Here is a 24,832-nt window from a genome sequence, read left to right on the forward strand (position 1 = left end):
CTCCTCGATCACCAGCCCAGAGCCACCTCGCCGCGCAGGATCGCCTCGACTTCCGCGGTATGCTTCGCCCCGTCCCTCGCATGCAGCACCAGGGCTGGGAGCAGCGCCAGCGGGGCTTTGCCGGTCTTGATCGCCCGCACCATCACCCGCTTGGCGGGCTCGTCGGCGAACGGTTGGATGGGGCGGATGCGGAACGAGCCGGCCTTCGGCGCCAGCAGCGCCAGGATGTCGGCCAGTCGGTCGGCGCGGTGGATGATGGTGATCGAGCCGCCCTCGCGCGCCGCCTTCAGCAGGAACCCTGTCCACGCCGCCAGGCCGCCGTCGGCCATCCAGGCGCCGGCCTTGGCCGGGTCGGGCGCGCGCAGGGCGGCGGGGTCGTCGAAGAAGGGCGGGTTGCTGAAGGCGTGGTCGAAGGGGGGCAGGTCCAGCGCCCGGAAGCCCGCCTCGACCTCGCCGGTGACGATCTCCACCCGCTCGGCCATGCCGTTGGCCGCTGCGTTGGCCCGCGCCAGGTCGGCCATCGCGCCGTCGCGCTCGACCCCGACGAAGCGCGTCCCCGGCCGCCTGGCCGCCGCCGCCAGCAGGGCTCCGCCGACGCCGCAGCCGGCTTCCAGCACCCGCTCCGACCCTCGCGCGTCGCAGGCCGCCGCCAGCAGGGCGGCGTCCATGCCGGCCCGGTATCCGCGGGCCGGCTGGTCGATCTCGATCCGTCCGCCCAGCAACCGATCCCGGGTAAGGTCCATTCCGCCTGCTATGCCTTGTGCGAGCCCCTGTCCTGACCTATCCCGAGCCTGCGGCCCCCGCAACGGCGGCCGCAGGTGTTGCAAGGAGCCGCTCGCTTGGTCGCAGTGAACGCCGACGTCGAACGCCAGCCTGCGTCCGTCGACCTGCTCGTCGACCTGGGCGCGGCCGACATGGACGGCGTCAACGCCCTGATATCGGCCCGGATGCAGAGCCCGGTGGCGGTGATTCCCGCCCTGGCCGACCATCTGATCAACGCCGGCGGCAAGCGGCTGCGGCCGCTGCTGACGGTGGCCGCCGCGCGGCTGGCCGGCTCGACCACGGACAACTGCCTGAAGCTGGCGGCGGCGGTGGAGTTCATCCACACCGCCACCCTGCTGCATGACGACGTCATCGACTCATCCCAACTGCGCCGGGGCAAGGTGGCGGCCCATCTGATCTGGGGCGCGCCCTCCAGCGTGCTGGTCGGCGACTACCTGTTCGCCCGCGCCTTCGAGCTGATGGTCGAGGCCGGCTCCTTGAGGGCCCTCGACATTCTGGCCAAGGCGGCCGGGGTGATCAGCGAGGGCGAGGTCCTGCAACTTACCCGGGCACACGATCTTAACCTCTCCAAGGAAATCTATCTGGAGATCATCCGCGCCAAGACTGCGGAGCTGTTCGCCGCCGCCGCCGAGGCGGGCGCGGTCAGCGCCGGGGCCTCCGAGGACCAGCAACGCGCCATGCGCACCTACGGCATGAACCTGGGTCTGGCTTTCCAGCTGTCCGACGACGCGCTGGACTACGGCGGCGCGACCGAGACCCTGGGCAAGAACGCCGGCGACGATTTCCGCGAAGGCAAGGCCACCCTGCCGCTGCTGCTGGCCATCGCCGCCACCGGCGCCCAGGAGGCGGCCTTCTGGGAGCGCACCATCGGCCGCCGCGAGCAGGACGACAGCGACTTCCTGCGGGCCCGCGAGCTGATCAAGCTGACCGGGGCCGGCCAGGCGACGCTCGATCTTGCCGCCGATTTCGCGGCCGAGGCCAAGGACGCCCTGAACTGCATGCCCTCCGGCGACTGGCGCCGGGCGCTGGAAGACCTCGCCGACTTCGCGGTCACCCGGAGCGCCTAGCGCATGGACGCCGCGCAGCCTCTGGCCGGCGAATCCCCCATCTCCGTGCTGGTCGACGCCATCGAGCACCTCAGCGGCGCGCGGACGGTTCAGGCGGTCGCCGATGTGGTGCGCACCAGCGCCCGGCGGATGAGCGGCGCCCACGGCGTCACCTTCGTGCTGCGCGACGGGGACTTCTGCCACTACCTCGACGAGGACGCGATCGGCCCGCTGTGGAAGGGCAAGCGGTTTCCGATGGAGACCTGCATCAGCGGCTGGGCGATGATGAACCGCGAGACGGTAGTCATCCCGGAAATCCGCGACGACGCCCGCATCCCGCAGGACGCCTATCGCCCGACCTTCGTGCGCAGCCTGGTGATGACGCCGGTGCGCCCCAGCGATCCGCTGGCCGCCATCGGCGCCTATTGGGACCATCCGCGCCGGCCGACCGACGAAGAGGTCGAGAGCTTGGCCATGGTGGCCCGCGCCACGGCCACGGCGCTGGAGAACGTCAGCCTGCTCGCCAGCCTGGGACAGTCGCTGGCCCGGCGCGAGGCGCTGATCCGCGAGCTGGACCATCGGGTCAAGAACACCCTGGCCGCCACCCTTTCGATCGCCAACCAGACCCTGAAGGGCGCGGCCTCGCCGGAGGCCTTCGTCGAAGGCTTCAACGGCCGGCTGATGGCCCTGTCACAGGCCCATGAGATCCTCGCCCACCACGACTGGGCCGGGGCGACCTTGGGCGAATGCCTGGATCGGGCGATCCGCTCGGCCCCGGAGGTGCTGGAGGGGCGGCTGCGGCTGACCGCCGACGGCGGCGTGCTGGCCAACGAGACGGCGGTCAGCCTGGTGCTGGCGCTGCACGAGCTGCTCGACAACGCCCGCCGCCATGGGGCGCTCAGCGCCAACGGGACGGTCGACCTGACCCTGTCGTTCGAGGGCGACCGGTTCCACATGCGCTGGATCGAGCGCGGCGGGCCGTCGGCGACGCCCCGGCGCAAGGGCTTTGGCCTGCGGCTGGCCGAGAAGGGTCTGGCCCGTGACCTGGGCGGCAAGGCGGAGGTGCGGTTCGGCAGCGAAGGGCTGGACTATGAGCTGAGCGCGCCGATCTCGCCGCGCATCGCGCCGCTCGATCGGGGCGCCCTGGTCTCGGGAGTCCTGGGGGCGTGAGCGAGACGATCCTGGTGATCAAGCTCTCGGCCCTCGGCGACTTCATCCAGGCCACCGGGCCGATGAAGGCGATCCGGGCGCATCATCCGGCGGCCCGGATCACCCTGCTGACCACCCCGCCGTTTGAGGCGATGGCCCGGGCGACCGGCTGGTTCGACGAGGTCTGGACCGATGGCCGGCCCGGCTGGGGCGACCTTGGAGCGGTGGCGCGGCTGATCGGCCGCATCCGCAGGGCCGGCTTCGCCCGGGTCTACGACCTGCAGACCCAGGGCCGCACGGTTCGCTACTTTCAGCTGCTGTGGCCGAAGCGGCCGCCGTGGTCCGGCAACGCCCCGGGGGCGGCCTTCGAGTATGGCGGGCCCGAGCGCGACCGGCTGCATGTCCAGGACAGCCAGCGGGAGCAGCTGCGCATCGCCGGCATCGCCGAGGTCGGGCCGCCGGACATCGGCTGGCTGACCGGCAAGGCTGATCTCCGCCCGCCGCAGTCCTTCGCCCTGCTGGTCCCCGGCGGCGCCCCGCACCGGCCGGCCAAGCGCTGGCCGGCCGAGCGCTACGGTGAACTGGCCAAGGCGCTGGCCGGGCAGGGGATCACGCCGCTGGTGCTGGGCCACGGCCCGGAGGAGGCGGCGCTGGCGGCGACCATCCAGGGCGTCGAGCCTCGCGCCCAGATCCTGGTCGGCCAGACCAGCTTCGGCGACATCGCCGACCTGGCGCGCCGCGCCGCCCTGGTGGTCGGCAACGACACCGGCCCGGCCCACATCGCCATCGCCGCCGGCGCGCCGGGCCTGGTGCTGTTCTCGGCCGAGAGCAACCCCGACCTCAGCGCGCCGCGACCGATCCGGGAGGGACAGCCGGTGGAAATCCTGCGCCGGGATGACCTGGCCGACCTCGACCTGGCCGCCGTGCTGGACGCGGTGTCGCGGATCAGGGCCTGACGAGGCTGCGGAGGTCAGCCGCGTAGTTGATGGGTGAAGTCATCGCCATCCGTCGGTTCAAACCCCATCGCCTCCCAGAATGGCGCCGCCGCCTCGCTGGCCCGGGCGTGGGCGGTTAGGAGGTGCGCCGCGTGCAGGCCCTGCTGGATCATCGCCCCGGCCAGGGCCTGGCCGACGCCGGCCCGGCGGAAGGCCGGCGCCACATAGAGGCGGCGCATGCGCATGGCCGCCAGCCCGGCCTGTGGCGCCACCCCGCCGACGCCGGCCAGTTCGCCGCCGATAAAGGCCGCGAACAGGGCGCCGGGCTCGGCGAACCGTTGACTGCCGTCGGCCCATTGCTCGGCGAGCCGGTCGAGGTTGCGGACGCCCTCGGCGCGGGCGGCCGAGCGCAGCGCCTCGAAACCCTCGGGCAACGCCTCGACAACCCGTACGATCTGCATCACATCAAGGTCTCCGGACCTTTGAGGAACCCTGCCATGATCCGCCTGATCCTCAACATCCTGTGGTTCATCTTCGGCGGCTGGCTGTCGGGCCTGCTCTGGCTGCTCGGCGGGGCGATCCTGGCCATCACCATTGTCGGCCTGCCTTACACCGCCGCCGCCTGGCGCATCGCCGGCTTCTCCTTCTGGCCGTTCGGCAAGGAGGTGGTCAGCCGCGAGAGCCTGGGGATGAGCGACATCGGCACCGGCGGCCTGGGTGTGGTGCTTAACGTCATCTGGTTCATCTTCGCTGGCTGGTACATCGCGCTCAGCCACCTGCTGATCGCCATCGCCGAGTTCATCAGCATCATCGGCATTCCGTTCGCCCTGAAGGACCTGCAGCTGGCGGTGCTGGCGCTGGCCCCCATCGGCAAGACGGTGGTGGAAAAGCCCTGACCTCCCTCCCCGAATGGGGAGGGTAGACGCGCGGTTACGCGCGTCGGGTGGGGAAGTCGGTACGCGTCCTTCGCGATCAAGCGCCGAGAAGCCTGGCTGGCGGGCAGCGGTGACCCACTGCCCCACCCGGCCGTAGCCTGTCCTCGGGCCGACCTTCGGTCGGACCCGGGGGGCCTGCCCTCCCCATTCGGGGAGGGAGGTTTCAGTTCGGCCCGATCATCAGTTCCGGCCGCATGTACTCGTCGAACTCCGCGTCCGTCAGATAGCCGCCGCCGACAGCTTCCTCGCGCAGGGTGGTGCCGTTCTTGTGGGCGGTCTTGGCGATCTTGGCGCAGATGTCGTAGCCCAGCTTGCCGTTCAGGGCGGTGACCAGCATCAGGCTGCGCTCCAGGCCGGCCTTGATGTTGTCCTCGCGGGGCTCGATGCCGACCACGCAGTTGTCGGTGAAGCTGATGGCGGCGTCGGCGACCAGGCGCACCGACTGCAGGAAGTTGTAGGCCATCACCGGGTTGAAGACGTTGAGCTCGAAGTGGCCGCTGGCCCCGGCGAAGGTCATGGTCGCCTGGTTGCCGAACACCTGGGCGCAGACCATGGTCAGGGCCTCGCACTGGGTCGGGTTGACCTTGCCGGGCATGATCGAGCTGCCGGGTTCGTTCTCGGGCAGGTTCAGTTCGCCAAGGCCGGCGCGGGGGCCGCTGCCCAGGAAGCGGATGTCGTTGGCGATCTTGAACAGGCTGGCGGCGACGGTGTTGATGGCGCCGTGGGTGAAGACCATGGCGTCGTGGGCGGCCAGGGCCTCGAACTTGTTGGGGGCGGTGGTGAAGTTGAGGCCGGTGATGGCGGCGATCCGCTCGGCGACCTTTTCGGCGAACCCGATAGGGGCGTTCAGGCCGGTGCCGACGGCCGTGCCGCCCTGGGCCAGTTCCATCAGCTTGGGCAGGGTCAGCTCGATGCGCTCGATGCCGTTGGCCACCTGCTGGGCATAGCCGCCGAACTCCTGGCCGAGGGTCAGGGGGGTGGCGTCCTGGGTGTGGGTGCGGCCGATCTTGATGATGTGGGCCCAGGCCTTGGCCTTGGCGTCGAGGGCGGTGTGCAGATGCTTGAGGGCCGGGATCAGGTCGTGGACCACCTGTTCGGCGGCGGCGATGTGCATGGCCGTCGGGTAGGTGTCGTTCGACGACTGGCTCATGTTGACGTGATCGTTGGGGTGGACCGGCTTCTTGGAGCCCATCTCGCCGCCCAGCATCTCGATGGCGCGGTTGGAGATCACCTCGTTGGCGTTCATGTTCGACTGGGTGCCCGACCCGGTCTGCCAGACGACCAGCGGGAAGTGGTCGTTGAGCTTGCCCTCGATCACCTCGGTGGCGGCGGCGACGATGACCTTCTCCAGGTCAGGGGAGAGGCGGCCTAGCGAGGCGTTGGCCTCGGCGGCGGCGCGCTTGACGATGCCCAGGGCCCGGACCACCGGCAGGGGCTGCTTTTCCCAGCCGATCTTGAAGTTACCGATCGACCGCTGCGACTGCGCGCCCCAGTACCGGGAGGCGTCGACCTCGATGGGGCCGAAGGTGTCGGTTTCGGTGCGGCTGGTCATCGGCGGGTCCCTGTCAGAATGGCTGGCAGGGGTTTAGCGCGAGGGGGGCAGACTGCAAGGGGCGCGACGGTCTAGAAGGACCGAATGAGCGATGACTGGACACAGCACGGCAAGGTCCGGGCCCGCGAGGAGGGCGGCGTGCTGGAGATCGTCGTCGACGGCCTGACCACCCAGGCCCGCTACTACAAGCCGCTGATCTACGAGTTCTTCCGCAAGTCCTGGCGCGGCTCGCGGCCGGCATGGGGCGAGTTCTCGGTCGAGATCTTCATGGACTACACCGGCGATCCGCCGTGGATGGACCTGGACAACCTGGCCAAGGCCCTGCTCGACGCCATCAAGGGCTATGCCTTCCACGACGACGCCCAGGTCTGGAAGCTGCTGGTCGAGCGGCGGCAGGGCGAGCGGGAGCGGATCAGCATCCGCGTCCAGAAGCGGGACTAGATTCGCCGCCGCGGCTTTTCCATCGAGAGGATCGCCACCGCCGCATAGGCGACCAGCAGGAAGGCGCCGTAACGGCCCTGGCTGGCTTGCGGGAACAGGCTTTGCAGATTGAGCAGGGCGATCAGCCCGCCAACCAGGCCCGGCGCGAAGAACACCAGCGCCGGCAGGGCCCGGCGGCCGCGCGGCGTGCGGCGCAGGCGGGTGGCGATGCAGAAGGCCACCCCCATGGCGGCGGTCGCCAGGGCGGCGTTGGCCGCATAGGCCAGGAAGCTGCTCTCCAGGATGCCGCCGCCGAACGCGCCGTAGAAGGCGGTCACGGCGACCCAGGCGGCCACCCCGGCAATTCCGTAGGCAAAAGCGTCTTCTTTTGACACGACCCAACCCCACAGTCCCTGATGACAAGGGTTGCTCTGCCAGAGCCGTGCCGACAAGGGGGCGCCGCGTAATGGTTGTTGAAAACTTAACCGCTGCGCCAATCCGCCTCAGTCCGCCCCCTAGTTGGCCCAAGGGAAGATGGCGCCCCAGAAGGCCAGGACCACCGAGAACAGCAGGAAGACCGCCGCCGTCCAGGTGAAGCGCAGCTTGCGCCCCTGGGTGAAGCTGTCGACCCGCCGGCCGCCCTGCCAGACGAAGGGGGTGAGGATGACCACCACGACGCTGAGGATGGCCGCCACCAGGCCGCAGGACGAGGCGATGATTAAGAGCGGGCCCGGCCAGTCGTAGAAGATGGCGGCGACGTCGCCGACCTTGCCGAACCACAGGATGAAGCTGGTCAGCATGATCAGCCACAGCACCGCCTGGATGGTCTGGATCAGGCTGGCGCGGGCCTGAACCGTGGTCTGGCGCAGGTTCAGTCGCAGGCGCAGCAGGGCGCCGACGACGGTGACGATCGCCGCCAGCCCGGCCAGGATCGCCGACCAGACCAGCCAGAAGTCGTTGCCGAGGATGTTGAGCCGTTTGGAGTAGCGGCTGGCGATGCTGTCGTAGAAGCCGGTCGCCCGGCCATTCTCCATCGTGAAGACGATGACCCGCGAGTCGCTGGCCGACTGGAAGCGGCCGGTGGTGTCCAGCGGCGTCCAGATGGTGACGCCGTTGAAGTCCTTGAGCACCAGCTGGCCCTGGCCGTCGACCTTGGCCGTGACCCGGCCGTTGAACAGGCCGACGAACTTTTCCATGCCGTGGAAGGCGCGGCGCGAGGACAGGTACTGGCCGGAGAAGGCCCCGCGGTTGTCCTTCAGCCACTGCGAGACGCGCGGCGCGGCCGGCGGCGGGCCGTAGAAGCGCTCGACGATCCGACCGGGCAGGGTGGCCTCCAGGCCATAGCCGGTCTCGGTGTTGGTCGAGATGAAGACGCCGAGGCCCAGTTCCGGGATCACCACCATGTTGGACATGAAGCTCAGGGTCGCGCCGCCGTGGCCGTAGCCGACGCGGTTCCCCGGCAGCTGGAATTCCATGAAGCCGTGGGCGAAGCCGCCGGCCCCCGGCGTGGCGCGGTCCGACACGGTCCGGAAGCCGGCCGAGGTCTGGGGATTGAAGATGGTCTGGCCGTCCAGCGCGCCGCCGTTCAGCAGCATGGTCATGTAACGGGCCATGTCGGCGGCCGTGGAGGAGACGGCGCCGGCCGGGGCGGCCTGGCTGACGTATTCGTAGGGCCGCGGGGTGAAGCGGGTGCCGTTCCAGAAATAGCCCTCGGCCACATCGCCGGCCAGGTTGGCCGGCATCGGCGCGGGCAGGTCGGGGCGGGGCGGATAGCGGTCGCGGAAGGTGGTGCGGGTCATGCCCAGCGGGCCGGTGATCTCCTGCTCGATCATCTGCTCGAAGGGCTTGTTGACCTGGCGGGCGGCGGCCACCCCGGCCAGGGCGACGCCATAGTTGGAGTAGGCGGGCACGGTCCCCGGGGCCCATTCGCGGCGCGGCCGCTCCTGCTTCAGCCAGGTGAGGATCGGGCGGACGCGGGCCGGGTCCTTTTCGAACAGCTGGCCGAAGGCCCGATCCTCGAAGCCCGGGCGGTGGTTCATCAGGTCGATGACCCGGATCTCCTTCGCAAAGCCCTGGTCGGGCACCCGCGCGGATTCGGGCAGGTAGAGGTTGATCGGCGCGTCCAGCCGCATGCGGCCGGCCTCGACCTGCCGCATCACCGAGATCCAGGTGAAGGTCTTGGAGATGGAGGCCAGGCGGAACAGGCTGCGGTCGGGATCGACCCGGCGGGCGGGGCTGAGGCGATCGAAGCCGTAGCCCTTCTTCATCACCACCTGGCCGTTCTGGACGATGGAGACGGTGACACCGGCGATGTGGTCGCGGGCCATGCTGGTGGTTACCACCCCGTCGACGAAGGCCTCCAGCTGGGCCGGGTCGATGGGCGCGACAGGGGCGACGACGTTGGCGACCGGCGCCGCGGGCGTGGCGGCGGCCGGCGCCGGGCGAGCCCGGGCGGCGGGCGGGCGCGCCTTGGGCTGGGCTGCGGGAACGGGCGTGTAGGGAATCGGGGCGGCGGGGGTGGCCGGGGCGGGATCCTGGGTGAATCCGACGGCCGGCGCGGCGCCGACGACCAGGGACAGGACAGCCGCAAGGCCGCCCTTCAGAACCGATTTCACAGACACACTGCTCTCCCTCTCCGGCCGGGGTGGGGGGCGGCCGGGGATTTGCGCTCCTCGCTAACTCCCCTTGGGGAACGCGTAAAGCATAAGCATCGGCCTGAGGGTCGAACCGACCCAGACCTGCGGCATCGAGGGCGGCGACATGCCGGTCTCGCGCTCCATCCGCTCGACGCAGCCGGTTATCGCCGGAGGCAGGGCGGCCAGGGTCTTCACCGTCTTGACCGACTGCAGGAAGCAGTCGTCGAAGTAGGGATAGGTGTTCTGCTGGCCGCAGCCGAACGAACTGCGATCCTTGGCCGAGGCGGTCATCACCATGCGGTTGGCGTCCTGCAGGGCCGGGACGTTCACGCCCGAGAAGCAGGTCGAGATGATGACGATGCTGGGCCGGCCCGGGCAGGCGCTGTCGACCATCTCCGCCATCACCTGGGGCAGGATGACGGTCTGCTTCTTCGGGTCCTCGGAATTGAGGAAGGCCCCGTACTGGATGCCGTGCGAGGTGAAGTAGAACAGGCAGCCGGCCTTGGCCTTCTGGGCCGCGCCGGCCAGGCCGTCGTGAATCTCGAACAGCCGGCTGCGGCCGGGGTGGGTGTCGGGATAGCGGTCGGGGCGGACGGAGAACTGCAGGACGTTCTGGGGCGAAAAGCCCATCCGCTCGACCAGGGCCTTGGAGACGTCGCGGCGGGCGTTGTCGAAGGCCTCGGTGTCGCCCTCGTTGTGGGCCCCGGCGAAGTCGCCGGCCACGACCACGGCGGCCCAGTCCTTGAAGCTTGTCTGCGCCGCCGGCGCCGAACCGGAGATGCCCAGGGCCACCAGCCCCGCCAGCGCCGCCAACACAAGCCTCATCGATCGCCCCCGGGGGTTGGTGATTGCTACTTCTTGCGGAACTGGTCCAGGGAGACGACCTTCGCCTCCGGTTCGCCGGCCTCGGCCGCTGGCGTTTCGTCGTCGCCGTGGTCGAAGTCCTCGCCCTCTTCGGCGATCTCGAAGGCCTCGGGCGGTTCGAACTGCAGGCCGAATTGCACGTAGGGGTCGAAGAATCGCACCACCGCCGCATAGGGGATCGACAGCCGCTTGGGCTGGCCGCCGAACTTCAGGGTGACGGTGAAGAAAGTCTCGCCCGGCGCCAGGTCCCAGTACTGGTGCTGCAGGATGATGGTCATCTCGTCGGGGTACTTGCCCAGCACCTCCGGCGGGCCCGAAACGCCCGGGGCCTTGGTCTTGAAGGTGATGTAGAAGTGGTGCTCGCCGGGCAGGCCGCCGGGCGCGGCGGCCCGCTTCAGGGCCGCCTTGACGACGCCGCGCAGGGCGTCCTGGGCCATGGCCTCGTAGTGCATCAGGTCCTGGGGCGGCTTGTCCTGGGCCATCGAGGCGTCACTTCCCTAAAACAAACTCGCGTCAACGTAGCGGTTCACGAGCCGCGCGCAAAGCGGCTCATTCACAACGCGAACAGCGATTTTCAGTTCTCGTCGCCGGCGGCCGGTTGCGGACCCCGGGAGACCGTGGCGACGCGTAGGGCATTGGTGGTCCCCGGCGTGTTGAACGGCACCCCGGCGGTGACCACGATCTCGTCGCCCCAGGTGGCGAAACCCTCGCGCCTGGCGGCTTCCAGCGCCCCCGACACCGCCGCCGTCATCGTCTCGTGCGGGGCGATGACCACCGGATGGACCCCCCAGACCAGGGTCAGGCGGCGCGCCGTCTCGACCACGGGCGTCAGGCCCAGGATCGGCGCGGTCGGCCGCTGGCGGGCGATGCGCAAGGCGGTTGAGCCGCCATGGCTGTAGGCGGCGATGGCCTTGGCGCCGGAGGCGTCGGCCACCTGGCGGGCGGCGGTGGCGATGGCCCCCGCGGAGGTGGTTTCCGCCGCCAGCGGCCGGTCGTCGATGACCCGCCGCCATTCCTCGTCGCGCTCGGTGCGGGTCAGGATGCGGTCCATCATGTCGACGGCTTCCAGCGGGTACTGGCCGGCGGCGGTCTCGGCCGACAGCATCACCGCGTCGGCCCCCTCGAACAGGGCGTTGGCGACGTCGCTGGCCTCAGCCCGGGTCGGGGTCGGCGAGCTGATCATGCTCTCCATCATCTGGGTGGCGACGATGACCGGCTTGCCCAGCTCCCGGGCCTTGCGGACGATGCGGCGCTGAGCCAGCGGCACCTCTTCCGGCGGCAGTTCGACGCCCAGGTCGCCGCGGGCGACCATGACGGCGTCGCTGAGGGCGATGATCTCGTCGAGATTGACCAGGGCCTGGGGCTTTTCCAGCTTGGTCAGAATCCAGGCGCGGCCGGCGACCAGCTCGCGCGCCTCGATGACGTCCTCGGCCCGCTGCACGAAGCTGAGGCCGACAAAGTCGACGCCGGCCTCCAGGGCGAAGGCCAAATCCTCTCGGTCTTTCACCGTCAGGGCCGGGATCGGCAGCATGACGTCGGGCACGTTGACGCCCTTGCGGTCGCTGATCCGGCCGGCCACCGTGACGGTGGTCTCCAGGTGATCCTCGCGCACATGCTCGACGCGCAGCTTCAGCTTGCCGTCGTCGATCAGCAGATTCATCCCCGGCGTGGCGGCGTTGATGATCTCGGGATGCGGCAGCTGCACGCGGCGGGCGTCGCCCGGCGTCGGCGACAGGTCGAGGCGGAAGGCCTGGCCCTTTTGCAGGATGACATGGCCGTTGCTGAACCGGCCGACGCGGAGCTTGGGCCCCTGGACGTCGGCCAGCACGCCGATGGGATGGCCGGTCTTCTTCTCCAGCGCCCGGATCCAGGCCAGGTTCTGGGCGTGGGCGGCGTGGTCGCCGTGGCTGAAGTTGAGACGGAAGACGTCGGCGCCGCCCTTGTGCAGGGCCTCGATCATCTCCGCCGAGGCCGAGGCGGGCCCCAGGGTGGCGACGACCTTGGCGCGGCGGCGGCGCAGGATATGGTGACGACCGGGCATTCACGCTCCCAAGGCGGGGTCGTCGGAGGTTTGCGCGCCTCTCCGGCCGGTCCCGCGGAATTTCACGATGCGGGCTTTGTTGCGCCCGTCTTTCAGAGCGTCCGCAACTGGCCTGTAACGGCCCCCAGGTCAACGCCCCCGCCGGTCACCAGCCTGTGTACAGGCCTACTCGACGATCTTCTTGGCGGCGGCGGTGCGCACCTTGCGATCGTCCAGGCCGTTGGTCCCACCGTTGACCAGCAGGGTCACGGCCTTGACGTCGTCGGTCAGGGCGGCGGCGACGCACCTGTGCTTGACGAAGAAGTTGGCCGCCGCCTCGGCCGAGGCCTTCACGTCGGTCCGCAGCACGTCCGGATCGGCCTCGTGTCCGGCCTGGCGGTAGTTGGCGCGGCCGGTGATCTGCTTGACGCCGCCGCCGCGGAACCGCCAGCCGTCGCCGGGCTGGTCGTTGCCCAGGTCCGATTTTCCGAAGGCGCCGCCGTAGACGATGTTGGCGATGGCGTTCTGGTTGGCGGCGCGGCCCTGCGTGCGGCCGAACTTGGCGCAGTCGGCGGCGCTGATCCGCTTGCGGCTGAAGGTCTTCATCAGCCCCTCGACCGAATAGTTGAGGTTCTCGGTCAGGGTCGAGAAGCCCTTGCTCTCGACATACATCTGACCCAGCCAGTGGGCGAGGACCAGCTTGTCGGTCAGGCCATGCTTGGCGGCCGCCGCTTCGAGGGCGGGCAGGGTGCCGGGCAGGGCCTTGGGCGCGAAGCCGGCGAATTTCTGGGCGTTGATCCTGGCCATGGCCTCAAGTCCCCTTCCACGCTGAACCGCAACTCAACAGCATTTCGAAGGGGTGGACAACTGCAAGTCGCGCGGCGCCTCAGCCGAGCACGAGCAGGTCGCTGCGGCCGGTCAGCGGGATGCGCAAGGTCCCGGCCGCGACGGCCCGGTCCAGCGCCGCGAAGCCGTCGGCCAGCTCGGCCGGCGTCAGGTGCTCGAAGGTCGAGATGCCCTTCAGCCGCAGGCGTTCCAGCGCTTCCTCTTCATTGGCCGAATAGCGCTCTGTTACCTCGATGAGGCCCTCGGGATGCAGGCCGACGGCGGCGAACAGGTCGGTCGTTTCGCCAAGCGTCGGGAACATCTGGCGGCCGATCTCCTCGAGGCGAGGGAAGAAGGGGTTCCACCACTCGCCCGGCGGCCGGTCGGAGAAGACCCCGCGCAGCAGCACCCGGCCGCTGGGGGCCAGCACGCGAGCGATCTCCCGCGCCGCCAGGGCGCGGTCGGGGAAGTGGTGGAAGGAAAGGAACATCAGCACCGCATCCACCGAGGCGTCGTCCAGCGGAACGGCCGAGGCCCCGCCGGCCAGGTAGCGCACGGTCGGCGGGCCGCCTTGGGCCTGCGCCATCTGGCGCATGGCGGCCGAGGGCTCGACGCCGGTGACGGGGCCTCCAAACCGCGCCGCCAGGGCCGGCGTAAAGCGGCCGCTGCCGGAGCCCAGGTCGAGGATGGCCAGGGGCCGGCGGGTCGGCATGACGTCTTCGAAGACATCCATCCACTGGGTCAGCATGTCCGGGGCGATGGCCCGGGCCTTGGCGTAGACGGCGTGCTGGCGGTCATCGTAGTCGACGGGTTTCAAGGTCATGGCGGTTCTCCTGGCCGCGAACCTGCCGACCAGGGCCCGGGCGGGCAATCGATCAATCGGTCGATTGATGTGCGAAAAACTCACAAGTTGCCGGGGTCGTCTTCTTCCGGCTTCGCCACGCAGGCGTCGTCGCCAATCAGGCAGAGCAGGGCGTTGGTCCGCTCCTTGGTCAGGTAGTCGGCCGCCGTCTCGCCCATGCCGGGCCAGGACAGGTTGGCGAACCCGCTCCAGGCGTCGCGGTACTTGATCCAGGCGCGCTGGGTCCCGCGCACCCCGCCCAGGGTCACGGTGCCGGAGTCCTCGAAGCTGTTGGCCATGACCTTCTTCCAGGCCGCGTTCAGGGCCGCGTCGCTGCGCTGGAATTGGCCGGGGCCGGCTTTGTCCATCGCCTTGCCGTCCAGCGCCTCCAGCAGGCCGAGCGTCTGGTCCTTGATCCCGCGCTCGGCCTCCAGGGCGAAGACGCCGCGCAGGGTGCCGGAGAGGTCGACCTCGCCGTTGGTCATGGCGTCGGCGTAAGCCGTCTCGGCGGCGACGACCTTGCCCCAGGCCGCCTTCTGGGCCGGGGTCCAGCCGCGCCCCAGCTCGGCGATCTGGGTCTCCCGCTGGTGGTCTCCGACCCGCGAGCCGATCATGGCGCAGTGGGCGGTGGCATAGCCGCTGGTGACGTCGTCGCAGTAGTCGAAGGCGGCGTCGGCTTCGCCGCCCTTCATCCGCGCCTGCAGGGCGCTGATCCGGCCCTCGACCTCGAACGGCGCGCCACCAACCGTGCAGGCCATGCGGATGGCGTAGGGCAGGTTAGGCTTCACCCCCCGGCCGTTGGCATAGAGCATCATCAGCACGCCCGCCCCGGACGGTCCGTCGTTCTCGTTCCGCGCCATCTCGACGAAGGCGCACTGGCGGGCCTTCACCGGGTCTTCCACGCCGGTGATGGCGTAGTAGGCGTCCGCGGAATCGCAGTCCTTCAGCGCCGCCAGCTGGGCGGCCGTCGGCCGGTCGGCGGCCGGCGGCTCGACCTTGCGGTATTTGGCGCAGATGGCGACGCTGTCGCCGTATTCCTTGTGGAACTCAGCGTCGCCCCAGTACTCGGGCTCGGCGGCCGCCGCCGTGCAGAAGAGCAGACTGACAATCGCAAGCGGACGCCACAGACGCATGAAACCCTCCAGCCTTTGGACGGACTATCGCCCAGCCGACGAGACCGGTGGAGTCTCAAAATGGGGGATGCAGGAGGAAGGTGGGGGGATTCTGTTGCCAGGCTCCCGCATTCTTCCAGGAAAGGAAGGGGGAGCCTCATCAGCCGTCGGAGAAGGTGGGGGGATTCTGTTGCCAGGCTCCCCCCGGGCCCCGCCTGAAGGTGCTAAACCCGCAGGGCTTTAGAGCGAGTGCTCCGGCGCTGCATTACGCGGCGACGGCGAACTCTTCAGCGAAGTTATCGTTCGCAGTTAGTTTAAAACCCGAAACGGTGGGTCAGGCCGAGAGAAAGCAATCACCTTTACACGTCTGTCGATGCTGATCGGCCCCGCGCTTCCCGTGATAACTCGGGAGAGAATGGTGGAGCCGCCGGGAATCGCACCCGGGTCCAGTCCGCTTATTACGTGCGCGTTTATCTCCATAGTCCGGGCAAGCCCGAACAGGTCCAATATAGGCGCTGAACCCTGCGAAGGGAATAACCTCCCTCGGAATTGGCTGGGCGGTCTCCGAAGAGAACGTCGGTTTTTCGCCAGTTCCCAACTTGCGCGAACTGGCTCAGGCTCCCGGCACGCCTCTCCCAAATCGGGGGCGATCAAATCGGGAGACACGTCATATGAGCAAGTTCATCGCCGAATTCATCGGCACCCTTACCCTTGTGCTGTTCGGCTGCGGCGCCGCGGTCCTGGGCGGCGAGCATGTCGGCCAGCTGGGCATCGCTCTGGCCTTCGGCTTCGCCATCGTCGCCATGGCCTACGGCATCGGCCCGATCTCGGGCTGCCACGTCAATCCGGCCGTCAGCCTGGCGGCCTTCGTGGCCGGGCGGATGAGCGTCAAGGACATGCTGCTCTACTGGGCGGCGCAGTTCCTCGGCGCCCTGGCCGGGGCCGCCATCCTGATGGTCCTGGCCAAGACCGGGGCCGAGAGCGGCCTGGGCCGCAACGGCTGGGGCCCGGGATATCTGGGCGAATATTCGATGCAGGCGGCGCTGATCTTCGAGGTGGTGATGACCGCCCTGTTCGTCATCGTCATACTGGGCTCGACCGGGGCCGGCTCGGCGCCCGGCTTCGCGGGCCTGGGCATCGGCATCACCCTGGCGGTGATCCACATCGTCGGCATCCAGGTCACCGGCGTGTCGGTCAACCCGGCCCGCAGCTTCGGACCGGCGGTGTTGGTCGGCGGCGAGGCCCTGGCCCAGCTGTGGCTGTTCATCGTCGCCCCGGCCGTCGGCGCGGCGCTTGGCGGCCTGCTGTTCCGCTTCAACCTGCTGAAGGTCGGCGACTAGCAGGAACGGAGCGTTCCCCGGCGCGGCGCGCCGGGGAGGGCTCTCAGACCGAGATCTCGCCGACCAGGTAGTCGGCGCAACGACCCTTCAGCCCGACCCGGTCGCCACGGTCCTCGCACAGCACCGTGCCGCCGCGCCGCGAGAGCTGGCGGCCGACCAGGCTGGTCTTGCCCAGCCGCTCGGCCCAATAGGGCGTCAGGGCGCAGTGGGCGCCGCCGGTGACGGGATCCTCGTCGATGCCCTTGGCCGGAGCGAAGAAGCGCGAGACGAAGTCCCAGGGCTCTGGCCCCTGATACCGCGCCGTCACCGCCACGCCGATGTTGTCCAGTGGCCGGCAGAACCGGGCCAGGGCCGCGAAGTCCGGCGTCATCGCCGCGATCGCCGCCGGGTCGTCGAAGATGGCCAGCATGGTCAATCCCTCGACGACGGCGCGCGGCTCCGCGCCCAGGGCCTGCGCCAGCGCCGGCGGGACGGGGCTCTCGGGCCCGCGACGGGCGGGAAAATCCATCTCCAGCAGACCGGCCTCGCCCTGGCTGACCCGCAGAGGACCGCTGTGGGTCTGGAAGACGATCTCACGGCCGCCAAAACCCAGATGGCTGAACAGGACATGGGCGCTGGCCAGGGTGGCGTGGCCGCAGAGGGGCACCTCAACCGCGGGGGTGAACCAGCGCAGGCCGAACCCTTCCCCCTCGGCGACGAAGAAGGCGGTCTCGGCCAGATTGTTCTCGGCGGCGATGGCCTGCATCAGCTCGGGCTCGAGCCAACGGTCCAGGGGAACCACGGCGGCCGGGTTGCCCTGGAAGGGGCCGTCGGCGAAGGCGTCGACTTGGTAGATCGGGAGTTTCATGGATGCGGCTCCTGAAGCGACATGCCGGCGCCGTTGGTGCGGCGGACGGGGAGGGCGGCGGGGTCGAAGTCTTCCAGGCAGAAGACATTGACCCCGAAGGTCTCGGGCGCGGCCCGCTTGCGATGGAAGGTGTAGACGCCGCACCGCCGGCAGAAGTGGTGGCGGGCGACGCCGGTGTTCCAGACGTAAGTTCCCAGCTGATCCTCGCCGGCCAGCAGCCGCAGCGCCACCTGCGGGACCTGGATCATCACCGCGTTGCGCCTGGCGCAGAGCGAGCAATCGCAGGTCGTCATCTCCACCGGATCGGCGTCGACCTCGAACCGGATCGCCCGGCAATGGCAGGCGCCGGCATAGCGGGCCATGGCTTGTCTCCTTGTTGACGGGGAATTTCAACAGGATTGATCCAGAGTCAATCATAGTATTGTATCGTGACAATTGGAGGGGCCGATGACCTGGACGCCGAGACTGCCCGACGGACGCGAGCCCCTGCATGAGCGGCTGCTGGCCGCCCTGGCGCGCGACATCGACGCCGGCGCCCTGACGCCTGGAACCCGCCTGCCGGCCCAGCGGGACCTGGCCCATGCGGCCGGCCTGGGCCTCGGCACGGTGACCCGGGCCTATGCGGCCGCCGAGCAGCGCGGCCTGATCTCGGCGCGGGTCGGCCGGGGCTCGTTCGTGGCGGAGCGGGCCGCGCCGCCGGCCGAGGCGATGATCGATCTCTCCCGCAACCTGCCGCCCATGGGCCGGGCCGAGGCGCTGATCGGCCAGGCGGTCGCCCGGCTACAGCGGCGGCCGGACCTGGCGACGGCCCTGACCTACGCTCCCCGGGCCGGCGAGATGACCCACCGCGCCGCCCTGGCCGCCTGGCTGGCCATGGCCTGCGGCCTGCCGGGCCTCGCGCCCGAACAGGTCATCCTCTGCGGCGGGGCCCAGCAGGGCATGGCCCTGGCCCTCGGCGCCGCCTGCCGGCCCGGCGACGCGGTGCTCTGCGAGGAGGCGACCTACATGGGCCTCAAGCCCCTGGCCGAGGCGGCCGGCTACCGCCTCGCCGGCGTCGCCCTCGACGGTGAGGGCATGGTCCCCGAGGCGCTGGCGGCGGCCGCCCGGTCGTCCGGCGCCAAGGCTATCTACGTCCTGCCGACCCTGCAGAACCCGACCGCCCGCACCATGAGCCCGGCCCGCCGCCAGGCCATCGCCGAAATCGCCCGCCAGCACGGCCTGTGGATCATCGAGGACGACGTCTACGGCCTCTATGCCGGCCCCGCCCGCCATGCGCCGATCGCCGCCCTGGCCCCTGAGCGCACCTTCTTCCTCGCCAGCCTGTCCAAGCTGGTCGCCCCAGGCCTGAGGGCCGGCGTGCTGGTCGCCCCTGACCGGGCCGGACAGGACCGCATCCTGCTGGCCCTCGAGGGCCTGTACGGAGCCGGCGACACCTTCAGCCGGATGATCGCCGTCCAATGGATCGAGGACGGCACCGCCGAGACCATCGCTCGCGAGAACATCGTCGAAGCGCAGGCCCGACTAACCCTGGCCCTGGCGGTTCTGGGTCCGGCGGCCGAGCGGCCGGGCGGCCAGGCCAGCCTGCATCTCTGGCTGCCGCTGGCGGAACTGGAAGCCGAGCGGGTCGCCGGCCGGGCCCTGCGCGGCGGCGTGCAGCTGACCCCGCCCGACGCGCCGCTGGTCGGCCAGGGCGCGACCCGCGGCCTGCGCCTCTGCCTGGGCGCGGTGCGCGACCGCGAGCGGCTGGAACAGGGCCTGAGGATCGTCGCCGGGGCGATCGCCGGCCGCGAGCACGGCGAGACCGCCCGGGTCTGACTACATGCCTTCGGCGCCGCGCTCGATCGACAGCACGCCGGTGCGCGACAGCTCGACCAGGCCCAGCGGCCGCATCAGCTCGACGAAGCTGTCGATCTTGCCCGGCGCGCCGGTGATCTCGAAGACGAAGCTTTCGGAGGTGGTGTCGATCACCCGGGCGCGGAAGATCTCCGCCACCCGCAGAGCCTCGACCCGTTCGGTCCCCGCCCCCTTGACCTTGACCAGCGCCAGCTCGCGCTCGACGCCGTTGGGGTCCTTGGTGACGTCATGCACCCGGCGGACGCTGACCACCTTCTCCAGCTGGGCCTCGATCTGCTCCAGCACATGGTGGGCGCCGCGGGTGACGATGGTGATGCGGCTGGTGTGGGCCTTGCGGTCGGTCTCGGCGACGGTGAGGCTCTCGATGTTGTAGCCCCGCGCCGCGAACAGCCCGACCACGCGGTGCAGGACCCCCGCCTCGTTGTCGACCAGCAGGGCGAAGGTGGCGAGCTGCTCGGCCTCGGTCTCGTGAGCGAGGTCGTAGGCGGAGGCGGGTTGGGCGGGGAGGGTCAAGCGCGCTTCTTTCGGTCTTGCAGGAGCTGGCGCGCCACATGCTGGCGGAGCACCCGGTTGATCTCGGTCTGGTAAGGCGCGTCGCCGGCCTTGTCCTTGAACCAGCCGACCACGTCTGCGTCGAGACGGATGGTGACGGGTTGCTTGACCGGGCGATAGGGGCCGCCGCGGCGAGCGTTGGCGAACTGTTCGGCGGTGATCGGCGGGATGTCGGAGAAGTCTATCTCCTCGTCCGGCATGGCTTCCAGCCGTTCAAGGTCGGCCCGTTCTTCGGCGGTCGGCACGTAGCCGCCGGGAGGAGGCTTAAAGCGAACCATCTTCGTACTGTCTTCGCTCATGAGGTTCCGCCTTTCTGGCGCTGATCAGGCGCACAAGAGACTCATCGTCCGGATCCGGGTAGGCATGAACAACCACCAGAAGCCCGCCCGGCTCGATACGGCCAATTGCCCACCAGCGCTCTTCTCCGTCTACGACTCGGTCCGGAATGATCAGATGCAACGGATCGAACCAGACGCCGGTCGCCTGTTCGAAACTGACGCCATGCTTGCTTCGATTGGTCCGCGCCTTGTCCGCATTCCATTCGAATTCCATATCATGTACGTCCAATTATGTACATACAAAGCTGTGCGACGTCATCAGACGAGCCTACGCCCCGCTTCGTCGATCACCGAGCCCAGATCGTCCAGTTCCTCGGGCAGGATCATCTCGTTGTGGGCCTTGCCCGACGGGATCATCGGCAGGCAGTTCTCGGCCTTCTCGACCCGGCAGTCGAAGATCACCGGGCCGGGATGGTCGATCATCTCCATGATCTTGGCGTCCAGCTCGGCCGGATCCTCGCAACGGATGCCCTTGGCGCCATAGGCCTCGGCCAGTTTCACGAAGTCGGGCAGGCTGCTCGAATAGCTCTGGCTGTAGCGCTGGCCGTGCAGCAGCTCCTGCCACTGGCGGACCATGCCCATCCACTCGTTGTTGAGGATGAAGATCTTGACCGGCAGCTGGTACTGCACGGCGGTCGACATCTCCTGGATGCACATCTGGATGCTGGCCTCGCCGGCGATGTCGATGACCAGCGACTCGGGATGCGCCAGCTGCACGCCGACGGCGGCCGGCAGTCCGTAGCCCATGGTCCCCAGGCCGCCGGAGGTCATCCAGCGGTTGGGCTCCTGGAAGCGGTAGAACTGGGCGGCCCACATCTGGTGCTGGCCGACTTCCGTGGTGATGTAGGCGTCGCGGTCCTTGGTCAGGGCGTACAGGCGCTCAATGGCCAGCTGCGGCTTGATGGTCGTCTCGCTCTTGCCGTAGCGCAGGCAGCGCACCGACCGCCAACCCTCGATCTGCCGCCACCACTCGTCCAGGGCCTGGCGGTTGGCCGACAGGCCCTGCGCCTTCCAGGACGCGATCAGGTCGGCCAGCACGCTGCCGGCGTCGCCGACGATGCCGATGTCGACCCGGACGTTCTTGTTGATCGAGCTGGCGTCGATATCGATGTGAATCTTCTTGGAGCCCGGCGAGAAGGCGTCCAGCCGGCCCGTGACGCGATCATCGAACCGCGCCCCGACGCAGATCATCACGTCACAGTCGTGCATGGCGTGGTTGGCCTCGAAGGTGCCGTGCATGCCCAGCATCCCCAGCCAGGCCGGGTCGGCGGCCGGGAAGGCGCCCAGGCCCATCAGGGTCGAGGTCACCGGCGCGCCGGTCATGGCCGCGAACTCGCGCAGAGCCTTGGCCGCTTCCGGTCCGGCGTTGATGACGCCGCCGCCGGTATAGAAGATCGGCGCCTTGGCCTGGGCGATCAGCCGGGCCGCCTCGGCGATGCGGCCGGGATCGCCCTTGGTGCGCGGGGCGTAGGCGTGGCCGAACTTGACCTCGTCCGGGCCCTGATAGACGCCGCGCGAGAACTGCACATCCTTGGGCAGGTCGACCAGCACCGGCCCCGGCCGGCCGCTGGTGGCGATGTGGAAGGCCTCGTGCAGGATGCGGGGCAGGTCCTTGATGTCCTTCACCAGGTAGTTGTGCTTGGTGCAGGCGCGGGTGATGCCGACGGTGTCGGCCTCCTGGAAGGCATCGGTGCCGATCAGGTGGGTGGGGACCTGGCCGGTCAGGACGACCATCGGAATGCTGTCCATCAGCGCATCGACGATGCCGGTGATGGCGTTGGTGGCGCCCGGCCCGCTGGTGACCAGCACGACGCCCGGCTTGCCGGTCGAGCGGGCATAGCCCTCGGCGGCGTGGGCGGCGCCCTGCTCGTGGCGGACCAGGATGTGGCGCAGGCGCTCGCCATGCTCGGCGTTGTCCTGGAACAGGGCGTCATAGATCGGCAGCACCGCCCCGCCCGGATAGCCGAACAGCACCTCGACGCCCTGGTCGACGAGGGCGCGGACCACCATCTCGGCGCCGGTCAGGGTGTCCAGATGGATAGCGGGGGCGGCTTGCGGGGCGGTTTTCTGGTCGGTCATCGCAGTGGTCTCGGGGGAGGGGTGTGGTTTGGACAACAAAAAAGGCCCCGGGGGGCCTTGGCGCATGCGGCCTTGAACGGCGTGCTGGGGACACGCCGGACAGGGCCGCTATGTAAGTACGATGCTCACGATGCGCACGAAGTTTGCTCCAAATCCACGAAAAGGCTCATGCCACGCGCCCGAACCGGGGTCAAGGCAAGCTTCGGCGCAACTTCCTTCCAATTTTCATTTTACCCCCTCGATGTGGGGTGACGCCGGTCCCCGAAAGGGAAATTGTAGGGGCCGTCATCGAATGGGTTAACTGGGGAAACCACCAAAATGCGTCCCATCCTTCTCGCCGCCGCCCTGGCCATCGCGCCGCTGGCGGCCTTCACCGCCCTGGCGCCCGTGGCCGCCGTCGCGGCCGAGCCCACGCCCAAGGACAAGGGCGGGGTCACCGTCTCGCAGCTGCGCAAGATCATCGAAGGCCTCGGCTTCGAGACCAAGGACGGCAGCGGCACGGCCTCGCCGAACTTCGAGTTCACCGTCAGCGAAGGCGGCCTCGACATCCATATCCTCGCCGAGGAGAGCGACAGCACCAACTACATCTGGCTGAAGCTGGCCTTCGACAAGCTGAAGCCCGGCCAGGACGGGGCCACCTTCCTGTCGAAGACCGGCGACATTCAGCCGGCCCACTTCTACCTGTACGACGATGGCACCCTGGGGATGGCCGTGGCGGTCGAGAACCGCGCGATCACCCCGGCCGTGGTCAAGCGCGGCATCGACATCCTCGTCGACGGGGCGGTCAGCACTCAGGAAGACTGGCTGACCAACTGAAGCCACTGCTCTTCCGGATCCAGGCTGGTCGCGCGCGGCCAGCCTGACATCTGGTTGCGCAGCCAGGTCAGCTGGCGCTTGGCGTAGCGGCGGGTCTCGCGCCGCGCGTCGTCCAGCGCCCGCGCCAGGGTGATCTCGCCGGCCAGATGGGCGGCGAACTCGCGCACGCCCACGGCCTTCATGACCGGCAGCCGGGCGTCGAGCCCGCGCGCCATCAACGCCGCCACCTCGCCAAGCGCGCCGGCCGCCAGCATGGCCTCCAGCCGCGCATCGCAGCGCGCGTAGAGCCCCTCGCGCGGCGGCTCCAGGGCCAGGGCCCGCCAGCCTCCCTCGGCCAGGATGGGCCGGGTGTCGGCCTGCCAGGCGCTCAGGGGCCGCCCGGTCGCCTCCAGCACCGCCAATGCCCGGGTCAGCCGCTGACGGTCGCCGGGCGCGATTCGGGTCGCCGCCGCCGGGTCGGCCGCCGCCAGCCGCGCGCGCGCCGCCGCTTCGCCCTCGGCGTCATAGCGCGCCTCGACCGCGTCGCGCAGGTCCGCCGGCACGGCGGGCACATCGGCCAGCCCCTCGGTCAGGGCCTTGAAATAAAGGCCGGTGCCGCCGACCACGATGGCCGGCCGGCCCCGCCCGTTGATCGCCTCCAGCACCGGCGTCGCGGCCCGCACCCAGCGGCCGACGCTCCAGCCGTCGGCCCCGTCGGCGACGCCGAACAGGTGGTGCGGGGCCTGCGCCTCCTCCTCCGGCGTCGGCCGGGCGCTCAGCGCGGTGAGGTCGGCGTACAGCTGCAAAGCGTCGCCGTTGACGATCTCGCCGCCGATTTGGCGGGCCAGGCGCAGGGCCAGGGCGGACTTGCCGCTTGCGGTGGGTCCGGCGATCAGCCAGATGCGGGGCTCCATGCAGCTATCCATCACCCTTGTCAGCCCCGATCCGCAAGCCGTCTCGGCCGCGACCCTTCGTGTTCGTTCCCAGACCGGGGCCGGCGAGCCCCGTCAGCTGGGTCCCGGCGCCGTCGACCTGACCGCCGCCGGCCAGGAAACCCTGAGCCGCGGCCTGCTCGACGCCGTGCTCGGCGACCTGCCGGTCGACGCCTGCGTCCAGCCGCTCGAAGGCCGCCGCAAGCGCCTGCTGATCGCCGACATGGACTCGACCATCATCGGCTGCGAATGCCTCGACGAACTGGCCGACTTCGCCGGCGTCAAGGAGGCGGTCTCCGCCATCACCGAGCGGGCCATGCGCGGCGAACTGGCCTTCGAGGGCGCCCTGCGCGAGCGGGTCGCCATGCTGAAGGGCCTGGAGCTGTCTGCCCTGCAGCGCTGCTACGACGAACGGGTCAGGCTCAATCCCGGGGCCCGCGCCCTGGTCCGCACCATGGCCGCGGGTGGCGCCCGCTGCCTGCTGGTCTCCGGCGGCTTCACCTTCTTCACCTCCAGAGTGGCCGCCGCCGCCGGTTTCGACGAGGACCGGGCCAACACCCTGATCGAGGACGCCCACGGCCTGACGGGCCAGGTCGGCGAGCCGATCCTCGGTCGCGAGGCCAAGCTGGCGGCGCTGCAGGGCGAGGCGGGTCGGCTGGGCATTCCCCTAAACGAGACCCTGGCCGTCGGCGACGGCGCCAACGACCTTGCCATGATCGAAGCGGCCGGTCTCGGCGTCGCCTACCGCGCCAAGCCGGTGGTCGCCGCCCAAGCCCACGCCCGCGTCGACCACGCCGACCTGACGGCGCTGCTGTATTTCCAGGGGTATTCCGAGAGCGACTTCCACCGCGACTAGTCGCTCCCCAAAGGGGCAGGGCAATCGCGCAGGTCGCGACGGGATGGTTGTGAGTTCGCCTCGGGGCTCCCTTCTCCCCTCGTGGGAGAAGGTGCCGGCGAAGCCGGCGGATGAGGGGGCT

At 69.7% G+C, this 24,832-nt stretch carries 27 protein-coding genes and 1 other RNA gene; 9 read left to right on the forward strand and 19 right to left on the reverse strand.

Annotation, left to right across the window (positions count from 1 at the left end; all coding sequences use genetic code 11):
• Positions 1–8 precede the first annotated feature (8 nt).
• Positions 9–743 (reverse strand): methyltransferase domain-containing protein, encoded by a 735-nt coding sequence (locus tag AC1RSK_RS04205; protein ID WP_492905816.1) that lies wholly within the window; start codon positions 741–743, stop codon positions 9–11.
• Between the two features lie 171 nt (positions 744–914).
• Here AC1RSK_RS04205 and AC1RSK_RS04210 point away from each other — a divergent pair, with 171 nt between their 5' ends.
• The 3 genes from AC1RSK_RS04210 to AC1RSK_RS04220 are packed head-to-tail and all read left to right on the forward strand — an operon-like array spanning position 915 to position 3,934.
• Positions 915–1,850 carry a polyprenyl synthetase family protein gene (locus AC1RSK_RS04210; protein ID WP_492906457.1) on the forward strand — a complete coding sequence of 312 codons (936 nt, stop codon included), beginning with the start codon at positions 915–917 and terminating at the stop codon, positions 1,848–1,850.
• Positions 1,851–1,853: 3 nt separating this feature from the next.
• Positions 1,854–2,999 (forward strand): sensor histidine kinase, encoded by a 1,146-nt coding sequence (locus tag AC1RSK_RS04215; RefSeq protein WP_492905817.1) that lies wholly within the window; start codon positions 1,854–1,856, stop codon positions 2,997–2,999.
• On the forward strand, positions 2,996–3,934 hold the full coding sequence (locus AC1RSK_RS04220) for a glycosyltransferase family 9 protein (RefSeq protein WP_492905819.1): 939 nt from the start codon (positions 2,996–2,998) through the stop codon (positions 3,932–3,934). Before AC1RSK_RS04215 ends, AC1RSK_RS04220 begins: the two co-directional genes overlap by 4 nt.
• 14 nt (positions 3,935–3,948) lie before the next feature.
• Here the strand turns inward: AC1RSK_RS04220 and AC1RSK_RS04225 are convergent, their stop codons facing one another.
• Entirely contained in the window at positions 3,949–4,374 is a 426-nt protein-coding gene (locus tag AC1RSK_RS04225) for a GNAT family N-acetyltransferase (protein WP_492905820.1), read from the reverse strand.
• 36 nt (positions 4,375–4,410) lie between these two features.
• Between AC1RSK_RS04225 and AC1RSK_RS04230 the strand changes: the two genes are divergently transcribed.
• Positions 4,411–4,809: a YccF domain-containing protein gene (locus AC1RSK_RS04230; RefSeq protein WP_492905821.1), complete on the forward strand. Its 399-nt coding sequence runs from the start codon at positions 4,411–4,413 to the stop codon at positions 4,807–4,809.
• Between the two features lie 202 nt (positions 4,810–5,011).
• Here the strand turns inward: AC1RSK_RS04230 and fumC are convergent, their stop codons facing one another.
• Positions 5,012–6,400 (reverse strand): class II fumarate hydratase, encoded by a 1,389-nt coding sequence (fumC, locus tag AC1RSK_RS04235; RefSeq protein WP_492905823.1) that lies wholly within the window; start codon positions 6,398–6,400, stop codon positions 5,012–5,014.
• A gap of 84 nt (positions 6,401–6,484) precedes the next feature.
• Between fumC and AC1RSK_RS04240 the strand changes: the two genes are divergently transcribed.
• Positions 6,485–6,841: a RusA family crossover junction endodeoxyribonuclease gene (locus AC1RSK_RS04240; RefSeq protein WP_492905824.1), complete on the forward strand. Its 357-nt coding sequence runs from the start codon at positions 6,485–6,487 to the stop codon at positions 6,839–6,841.
• On the opposite strand, the gene AC1RSK_RS04245 is transcribed toward AC1RSK_RS04240, so the two are convergent.
• From AC1RSK_RS04245 to ssrA, 9 genes are all read right to left on the reverse strand, one after another.
• Positions 6,838–7,215: a hypothetical protein gene (locus AC1RSK_RS04245; protein WP_492905825.1), complete on the reverse strand. Its 378-nt coding sequence runs from the start codon at positions 7,213–7,215 to the stop codon at positions 6,838–6,840. The genes AC1RSK_RS04240 and AC1RSK_RS04245 overlap by 4 nt on opposite strands.
• Before the next feature lie 120 nt (positions 7,216–7,335).
• Complete coding sequence (locus AC1RSK_RS04250) at positions 7,336–9,435, reverse strand: serine hydrolase domain-containing protein (RefSeq protein ID WP_492905826.1); 2,100 nt, start codon at positions 9,433–9,435, stop codon at positions 7,336–7,338.
• 60 nt (positions 9,436–9,495) lie between these two features.
• The gene (locus AC1RSK_RS04255) at positions 9,496–10,281 is read right to left on the reverse strand and encodes a C13 family peptidase (protein WP_492905827.1); all 786 of its coding nucleotides are present in this window, start codon (positions 10,279–10,281) and stop codon (positions 9,496–9,498) included.
• 26 nt (positions 10,282–10,307) lie between these two features.
• Positions 10,308–10,802 (reverse strand): SspB family protein, encoded by a 495-nt coding sequence (locus AC1RSK_RS04260; protein WP_492905828.1) that lies wholly within the window; start codon positions 10,800–10,802, stop codon positions 10,308–10,310.
• Positions 10,803–10,894: 92 nt separating this feature from the next.
• A complete protein-coding gene (gene pyk / locus AC1RSK_RS04265) occupies positions 10,895–12,361 on the reverse strand; it encodes a pyruvate kinase (RefSeq protein WP_492905829.1) in 1,467 nt (488 codons plus the stop codon).
• A gap of 165 nt (positions 12,362–12,526) precedes the next feature.
• Positions 12,527–13,147 carry a glycoside hydrolase family 19 protein gene (locus AC1RSK_RS04270; protein ID WP_492905831.1) on the reverse strand — a complete coding sequence of 207 codons (621 nt, stop codon included), beginning with the start codon at positions 13,145–13,147 and terminating at the stop codon, positions 12,527–12,529.
• A 79-nt stretch (positions 13,148–13,226) separates the two neighbouring features.
• The gene (locus tag AC1RSK_RS04275) at positions 13,227–13,988 is read right to left on the reverse strand and encodes a class I SAM-dependent methyltransferase (protein ID WP_492905833.1); all 762 of its coding nucleotides are present in this window, start codon (positions 13,986–13,988) and stop codon (positions 13,227–13,229) included.
• Positions 13,989–14,068: 80 nt separating this feature from the next.
• On the reverse strand, positions 14,069–15,139 hold the full coding sequence (locus AC1RSK_RS04280; protein WP_492905835.1) for a lysozyme inhibitor LprI family protein: 1,071 nt from the start codon (positions 15,137–15,139) through the stop codon (positions 14,069–14,071).
• 154 nt (positions 15,140–15,293) lie between these two features.
• Positions 15,294–15,656: a transfer-messenger RNA gene (gene ssrA / locus AC1RSK_RS04285) on the reverse strand.
• A 133-nt stretch (positions 15,657–15,789) separates the two neighbouring features.
• Between ssrA and AC1RSK_RS04290 the strand changes: the two genes are divergently transcribed.
• On the forward strand, positions 15,790–16,458 hold the full coding sequence (locus tag AC1RSK_RS04290) for an aquaporin (protein ID WP_492905837.1): 669 nt from the start codon (positions 15,790–15,792) through the stop codon (positions 16,456–16,458).
• A gap of 43 nt (positions 16,459–16,501) precedes the next feature.
• Here the strand turns inward: AC1RSK_RS04290 and AC1RSK_RS04295 are convergent, their stop codons facing one another.
• Entirely contained in the window at positions 16,502–17,305 is an 804-nt protein-coding gene (locus AC1RSK_RS04295) for a PhzF family phenazine biosynthesis protein (RefSeq protein WP_492905839.1), read from the reverse strand.
• Positions 17,302–17,667, reverse strand: coding sequence for a GFA family protein (locus AC1RSK_RS04300; protein ID WP_492905840.1), 366 nt, complete (start codon positions 17,665–17,667; stop codon positions 17,302–17,304). Before AC1RSK_RS04300 ends, AC1RSK_RS04295 begins: the two co-directional genes overlap by 4 nt.
• Positions 17,668–17,752: 85 nt before the next feature.
• On the opposite strand from AC1RSK_RS04300, the gene AC1RSK_RS04305 reads away from it, so the two are divergent.
• On the forward strand, positions 17,753–19,120 hold the full coding sequence (locus AC1RSK_RS04305) for an aminotransferase-like domain-containing protein (protein WP_492905842.1): 1,368 nt from the start codon (positions 17,753–17,755) through the stop codon (positions 19,118–19,120).
• Here the strand turns inward: AC1RSK_RS04305 and ilvN are convergent, their stop codons facing one another.
• Genes ilvN through AC1RSK_RS04325 form a run of 4 tightly spaced genes read right to left on the reverse strand, consistent with a single transcriptional unit; the run spans position 19,121 to position 22,128 of the window.
• On the reverse strand, positions 19,121–19,672 hold the full coding sequence (gene ilvN, locus AC1RSK_RS04310; RefSeq protein WP_492905844.1) for an acetolactate synthase small subunit: 552 nt from the start codon (positions 19,670–19,672) through the stop codon (positions 19,121–19,123).
• The gene (locus AC1RSK_RS04315) at positions 19,669–19,989 is read right to left on the reverse strand and encodes a BrnA antitoxin family protein (RefSeq protein ID WP_492905846.1); all 321 of its coding nucleotides are present in this window, start codon (positions 19,987–19,989) and stop codon (positions 19,669–19,671) included. Before AC1RSK_RS04315 ends, ilvN begins: the two co-directional genes overlap by 4 nt.
• On the reverse strand, positions 19,976–20,263 hold the full coding sequence (locus AC1RSK_RS04320) for a BrnT family toxin (protein ID WP_492905848.1): 288 nt from the start codon (positions 20,261–20,263) through the stop codon (positions 19,976–19,978). The genes AC1RSK_RS04315 and AC1RSK_RS04320 overlap by 14 nt, the downstream gene beginning before the upstream one ends.
• Before the next feature lie 44 nt (positions 20,264–20,307).
• Positions 20,308–22,128 (reverse strand): acetolactate synthase 3 large subunit, encoded by a 1,821-nt coding sequence (locus AC1RSK_RS04325; RefSeq protein ID WP_492905850.1) that lies wholly within the window; start codon positions 22,126–22,128, stop codon positions 20,308–20,310.
• 318 nt (positions 22,129–22,446) lie between these two features.
• Between AC1RSK_RS04325 and AC1RSK_RS04330 the strand changes: the two genes are divergently transcribed.
• The gene (locus tag AC1RSK_RS04330; RefSeq protein WP_492905852.1) at positions 22,447–22,944 is read left to right on the forward strand and encodes a hypothetical protein; all 498 of its coding nucleotides are present in this window, start codon (positions 22,447–22,449) and stop codon (positions 22,942–22,944) included.
• On the opposite strand, the gene miaA is transcribed toward AC1RSK_RS04330, so the two are convergent.
• Positions 22,920–23,837 carry a tRNA (adenosine(37)-N6)-dimethylallyltransferase MiaA gene (miaA, locus tag AC1RSK_RS04335; protein WP_492905854.1) on the reverse strand — a complete coding sequence of 306 codons (918 nt, stop codon included), beginning with the start codon at positions 23,835–23,837 and terminating at the stop codon, positions 22,920–22,922. The two genes, AC1RSK_RS04330 and miaA, sit on opposite strands and share 25 nt — an antisense overlap.
• Between miaA and serB the strand changes: the two genes are divergently transcribed.
• Complete coding sequence (serB, locus tag AC1RSK_RS04340; protein ID WP_492905856.1) at positions 23,836–24,711, forward strand: phosphoserine phosphatase SerB; 876 nt, start codon at positions 23,836–23,838, stop codon at positions 24,709–24,711. The two genes, miaA and serB, sit on opposite strands and share 2 nt — an antisense overlap.
• Positions 24,712–24,832 lie beyond the last annotated feature (121 nt).

This window comes from Caulobacter sp. GW821-FHT11A05 (assembly GCF_058809015.1).

Bases quoted from the DNA above. Each gene is read 5' to 3' on its own strand.
- AC1RSK_RS04205 (WP_492905816.1), bottom strand. From the start codon at position 743: ATGGACCTTACCCGGGATCGGTTGCTGGGCGGACGGATCGAGATCGAC.
- AC1RSK_RS04210 (WP_492906457.1), top strand. From the start codon at position 915: ATGGACGGCGTCAACGCCCTGATATCGGCCCGGATGCAGAGCCCGGTG.
- AC1RSK_RS04215 (WP_492905817.1), top strand. From the start codon at position 1,854: ATGGACGCCGCGCAGCCTCTGGCCGGCGAATCCCCCATCTCCGTGCTG.
- AC1RSK_RS04225 (WP_492905820.1), bottom strand. From the start codon at position 4,374: ATGCAGATCGTACGGGTTGTCGAGGCGTTGCCCGAGGGTTTCGAGGCG.
- AC1RSK_RS04230 (WP_492905821.1), top strand. From the start codon at position 4,411: ATGATCCGCCTGATCCTCAACATCCTGTGGTTCATCTTCGGCGGCTGG.
- fumC (WP_492905823.1), bottom strand. From the start codon at position 6,400: ATGACCAGCCGCACCGAAACCGACACCTTCGGCCCCATCGAGGTCGAC.
- AC1RSK_RS04240 (WP_492905824.1), top strand. From the start codon at position 6,485: ATGAGCGATGACTGGACACAGCACGGCAAGGTCCGGGCCCGCGAGGAG.
- AC1RSK_RS04255 (WP_492905827.1), bottom strand. From the start codon at position 10,281: ATGAGGCTTGTGTTGGCGGCGCTGGCGGGGCTGGTGGCCCTGGGCATC.
- AC1RSK_RS04260 (WP_492905828.1), bottom strand. From the start codon at position 10,802: ATGGCCCAGGACAAGCCGCCCCAGGACCTGATGCACTACGAGGCCATG.
- pyk (WP_492905829.1), bottom strand. From the start codon at position 12,361: ATGCCCGGTCGTCACCATATCCTGCGCCGCCGCCGCGCCAAGGTCGTC.
- AC1RSK_RS04270 (WP_492905831.1), bottom strand. From the start codon at position 13,147: ATGGCCAGGATCAACGCCCAGAAATTCGCCGGCTTCGCGCCCAAGGCC.
- AC1RSK_RS04275 (WP_492905833.1), bottom strand. From the start codon at position 13,988: ATGACCTTGAAACCCGTCGACTACGATGACCGCCAGCACGCCGTCTAC.
- AC1RSK_RS04280 (WP_492905835.1), bottom strand. From the start codon at position 15,139: ATGCGTCTGTGGCGTCCGCTTGCGATTGTCAGTCTGCTCTTCTGCACG.
- AC1RSK_RS04290 (WP_492905837.1), top strand. From the start codon at position 15,790: ATGAGCAAGTTCATCGCCGAATTCATCGGCACCCTTACCCTTGTGCTG.
- AC1RSK_RS04295 (WP_492905839.1), bottom strand. From the start codon at position 17,305: ATGAAACTCCCGATCTACCAAGTCGACGCCTTCGCCGACGGCCCCTTC.
- AC1RSK_RS04300 (WP_492905840.1), bottom strand. From the start codon at position 17,667: ATGGCCCGCTATGCCGGCGCCTGCCATTGCCGGGCGATCCGGTTCGAG.
- AC1RSK_RS04305 (WP_492905842.1), top strand. From the start codon at position 17,753: ATGACCTGGACGCCGAGACTGCCCGACGGACGCGAGCCCCTGCATGAG.
- AC1RSK_RS04315 (WP_492905846.1), bottom strand. From the start codon at position 19,989: ATGGTTCGCTTTAAGCCTCCTCCCGGCGGCTACGTGCCGACCGCCGAA.
- AC1RSK_RS04320 (WP_492905848.1), bottom strand. From the start codon at position 20,263: ATGGAATTCGAATGGAATGCGGACAAGGCGCGGACCAATCGAAGCAAG.
- AC1RSK_RS04325 (WP_492905850.1), bottom strand. From the start codon at position 22,128: ATGACCGACCAGAAAACCGCCCCGCAAGCCGCCCCCGCTATCCATCTG.
- AC1RSK_RS04330 (WP_492905852.1), top strand. From the start codon at position 22,447: ATGCGTCCCATCCTTCTCGCCGCCGCCCTGGCCATCGCGCCGCTGGCG.
- serB (WP_492905856.1), top strand. From the start codon at position 23,836: ATGCAGCTATCCATCACCCTTGTCAGCCCCGATCCGCAAGCCGTCTCG.
- miaA (WP_492905854.1), bottom strand. From the start codon at position 23,837: ATGGAGCCCCGCATCTGGCTGATCGCCGGACCCACCGCAAGCGGCAAG.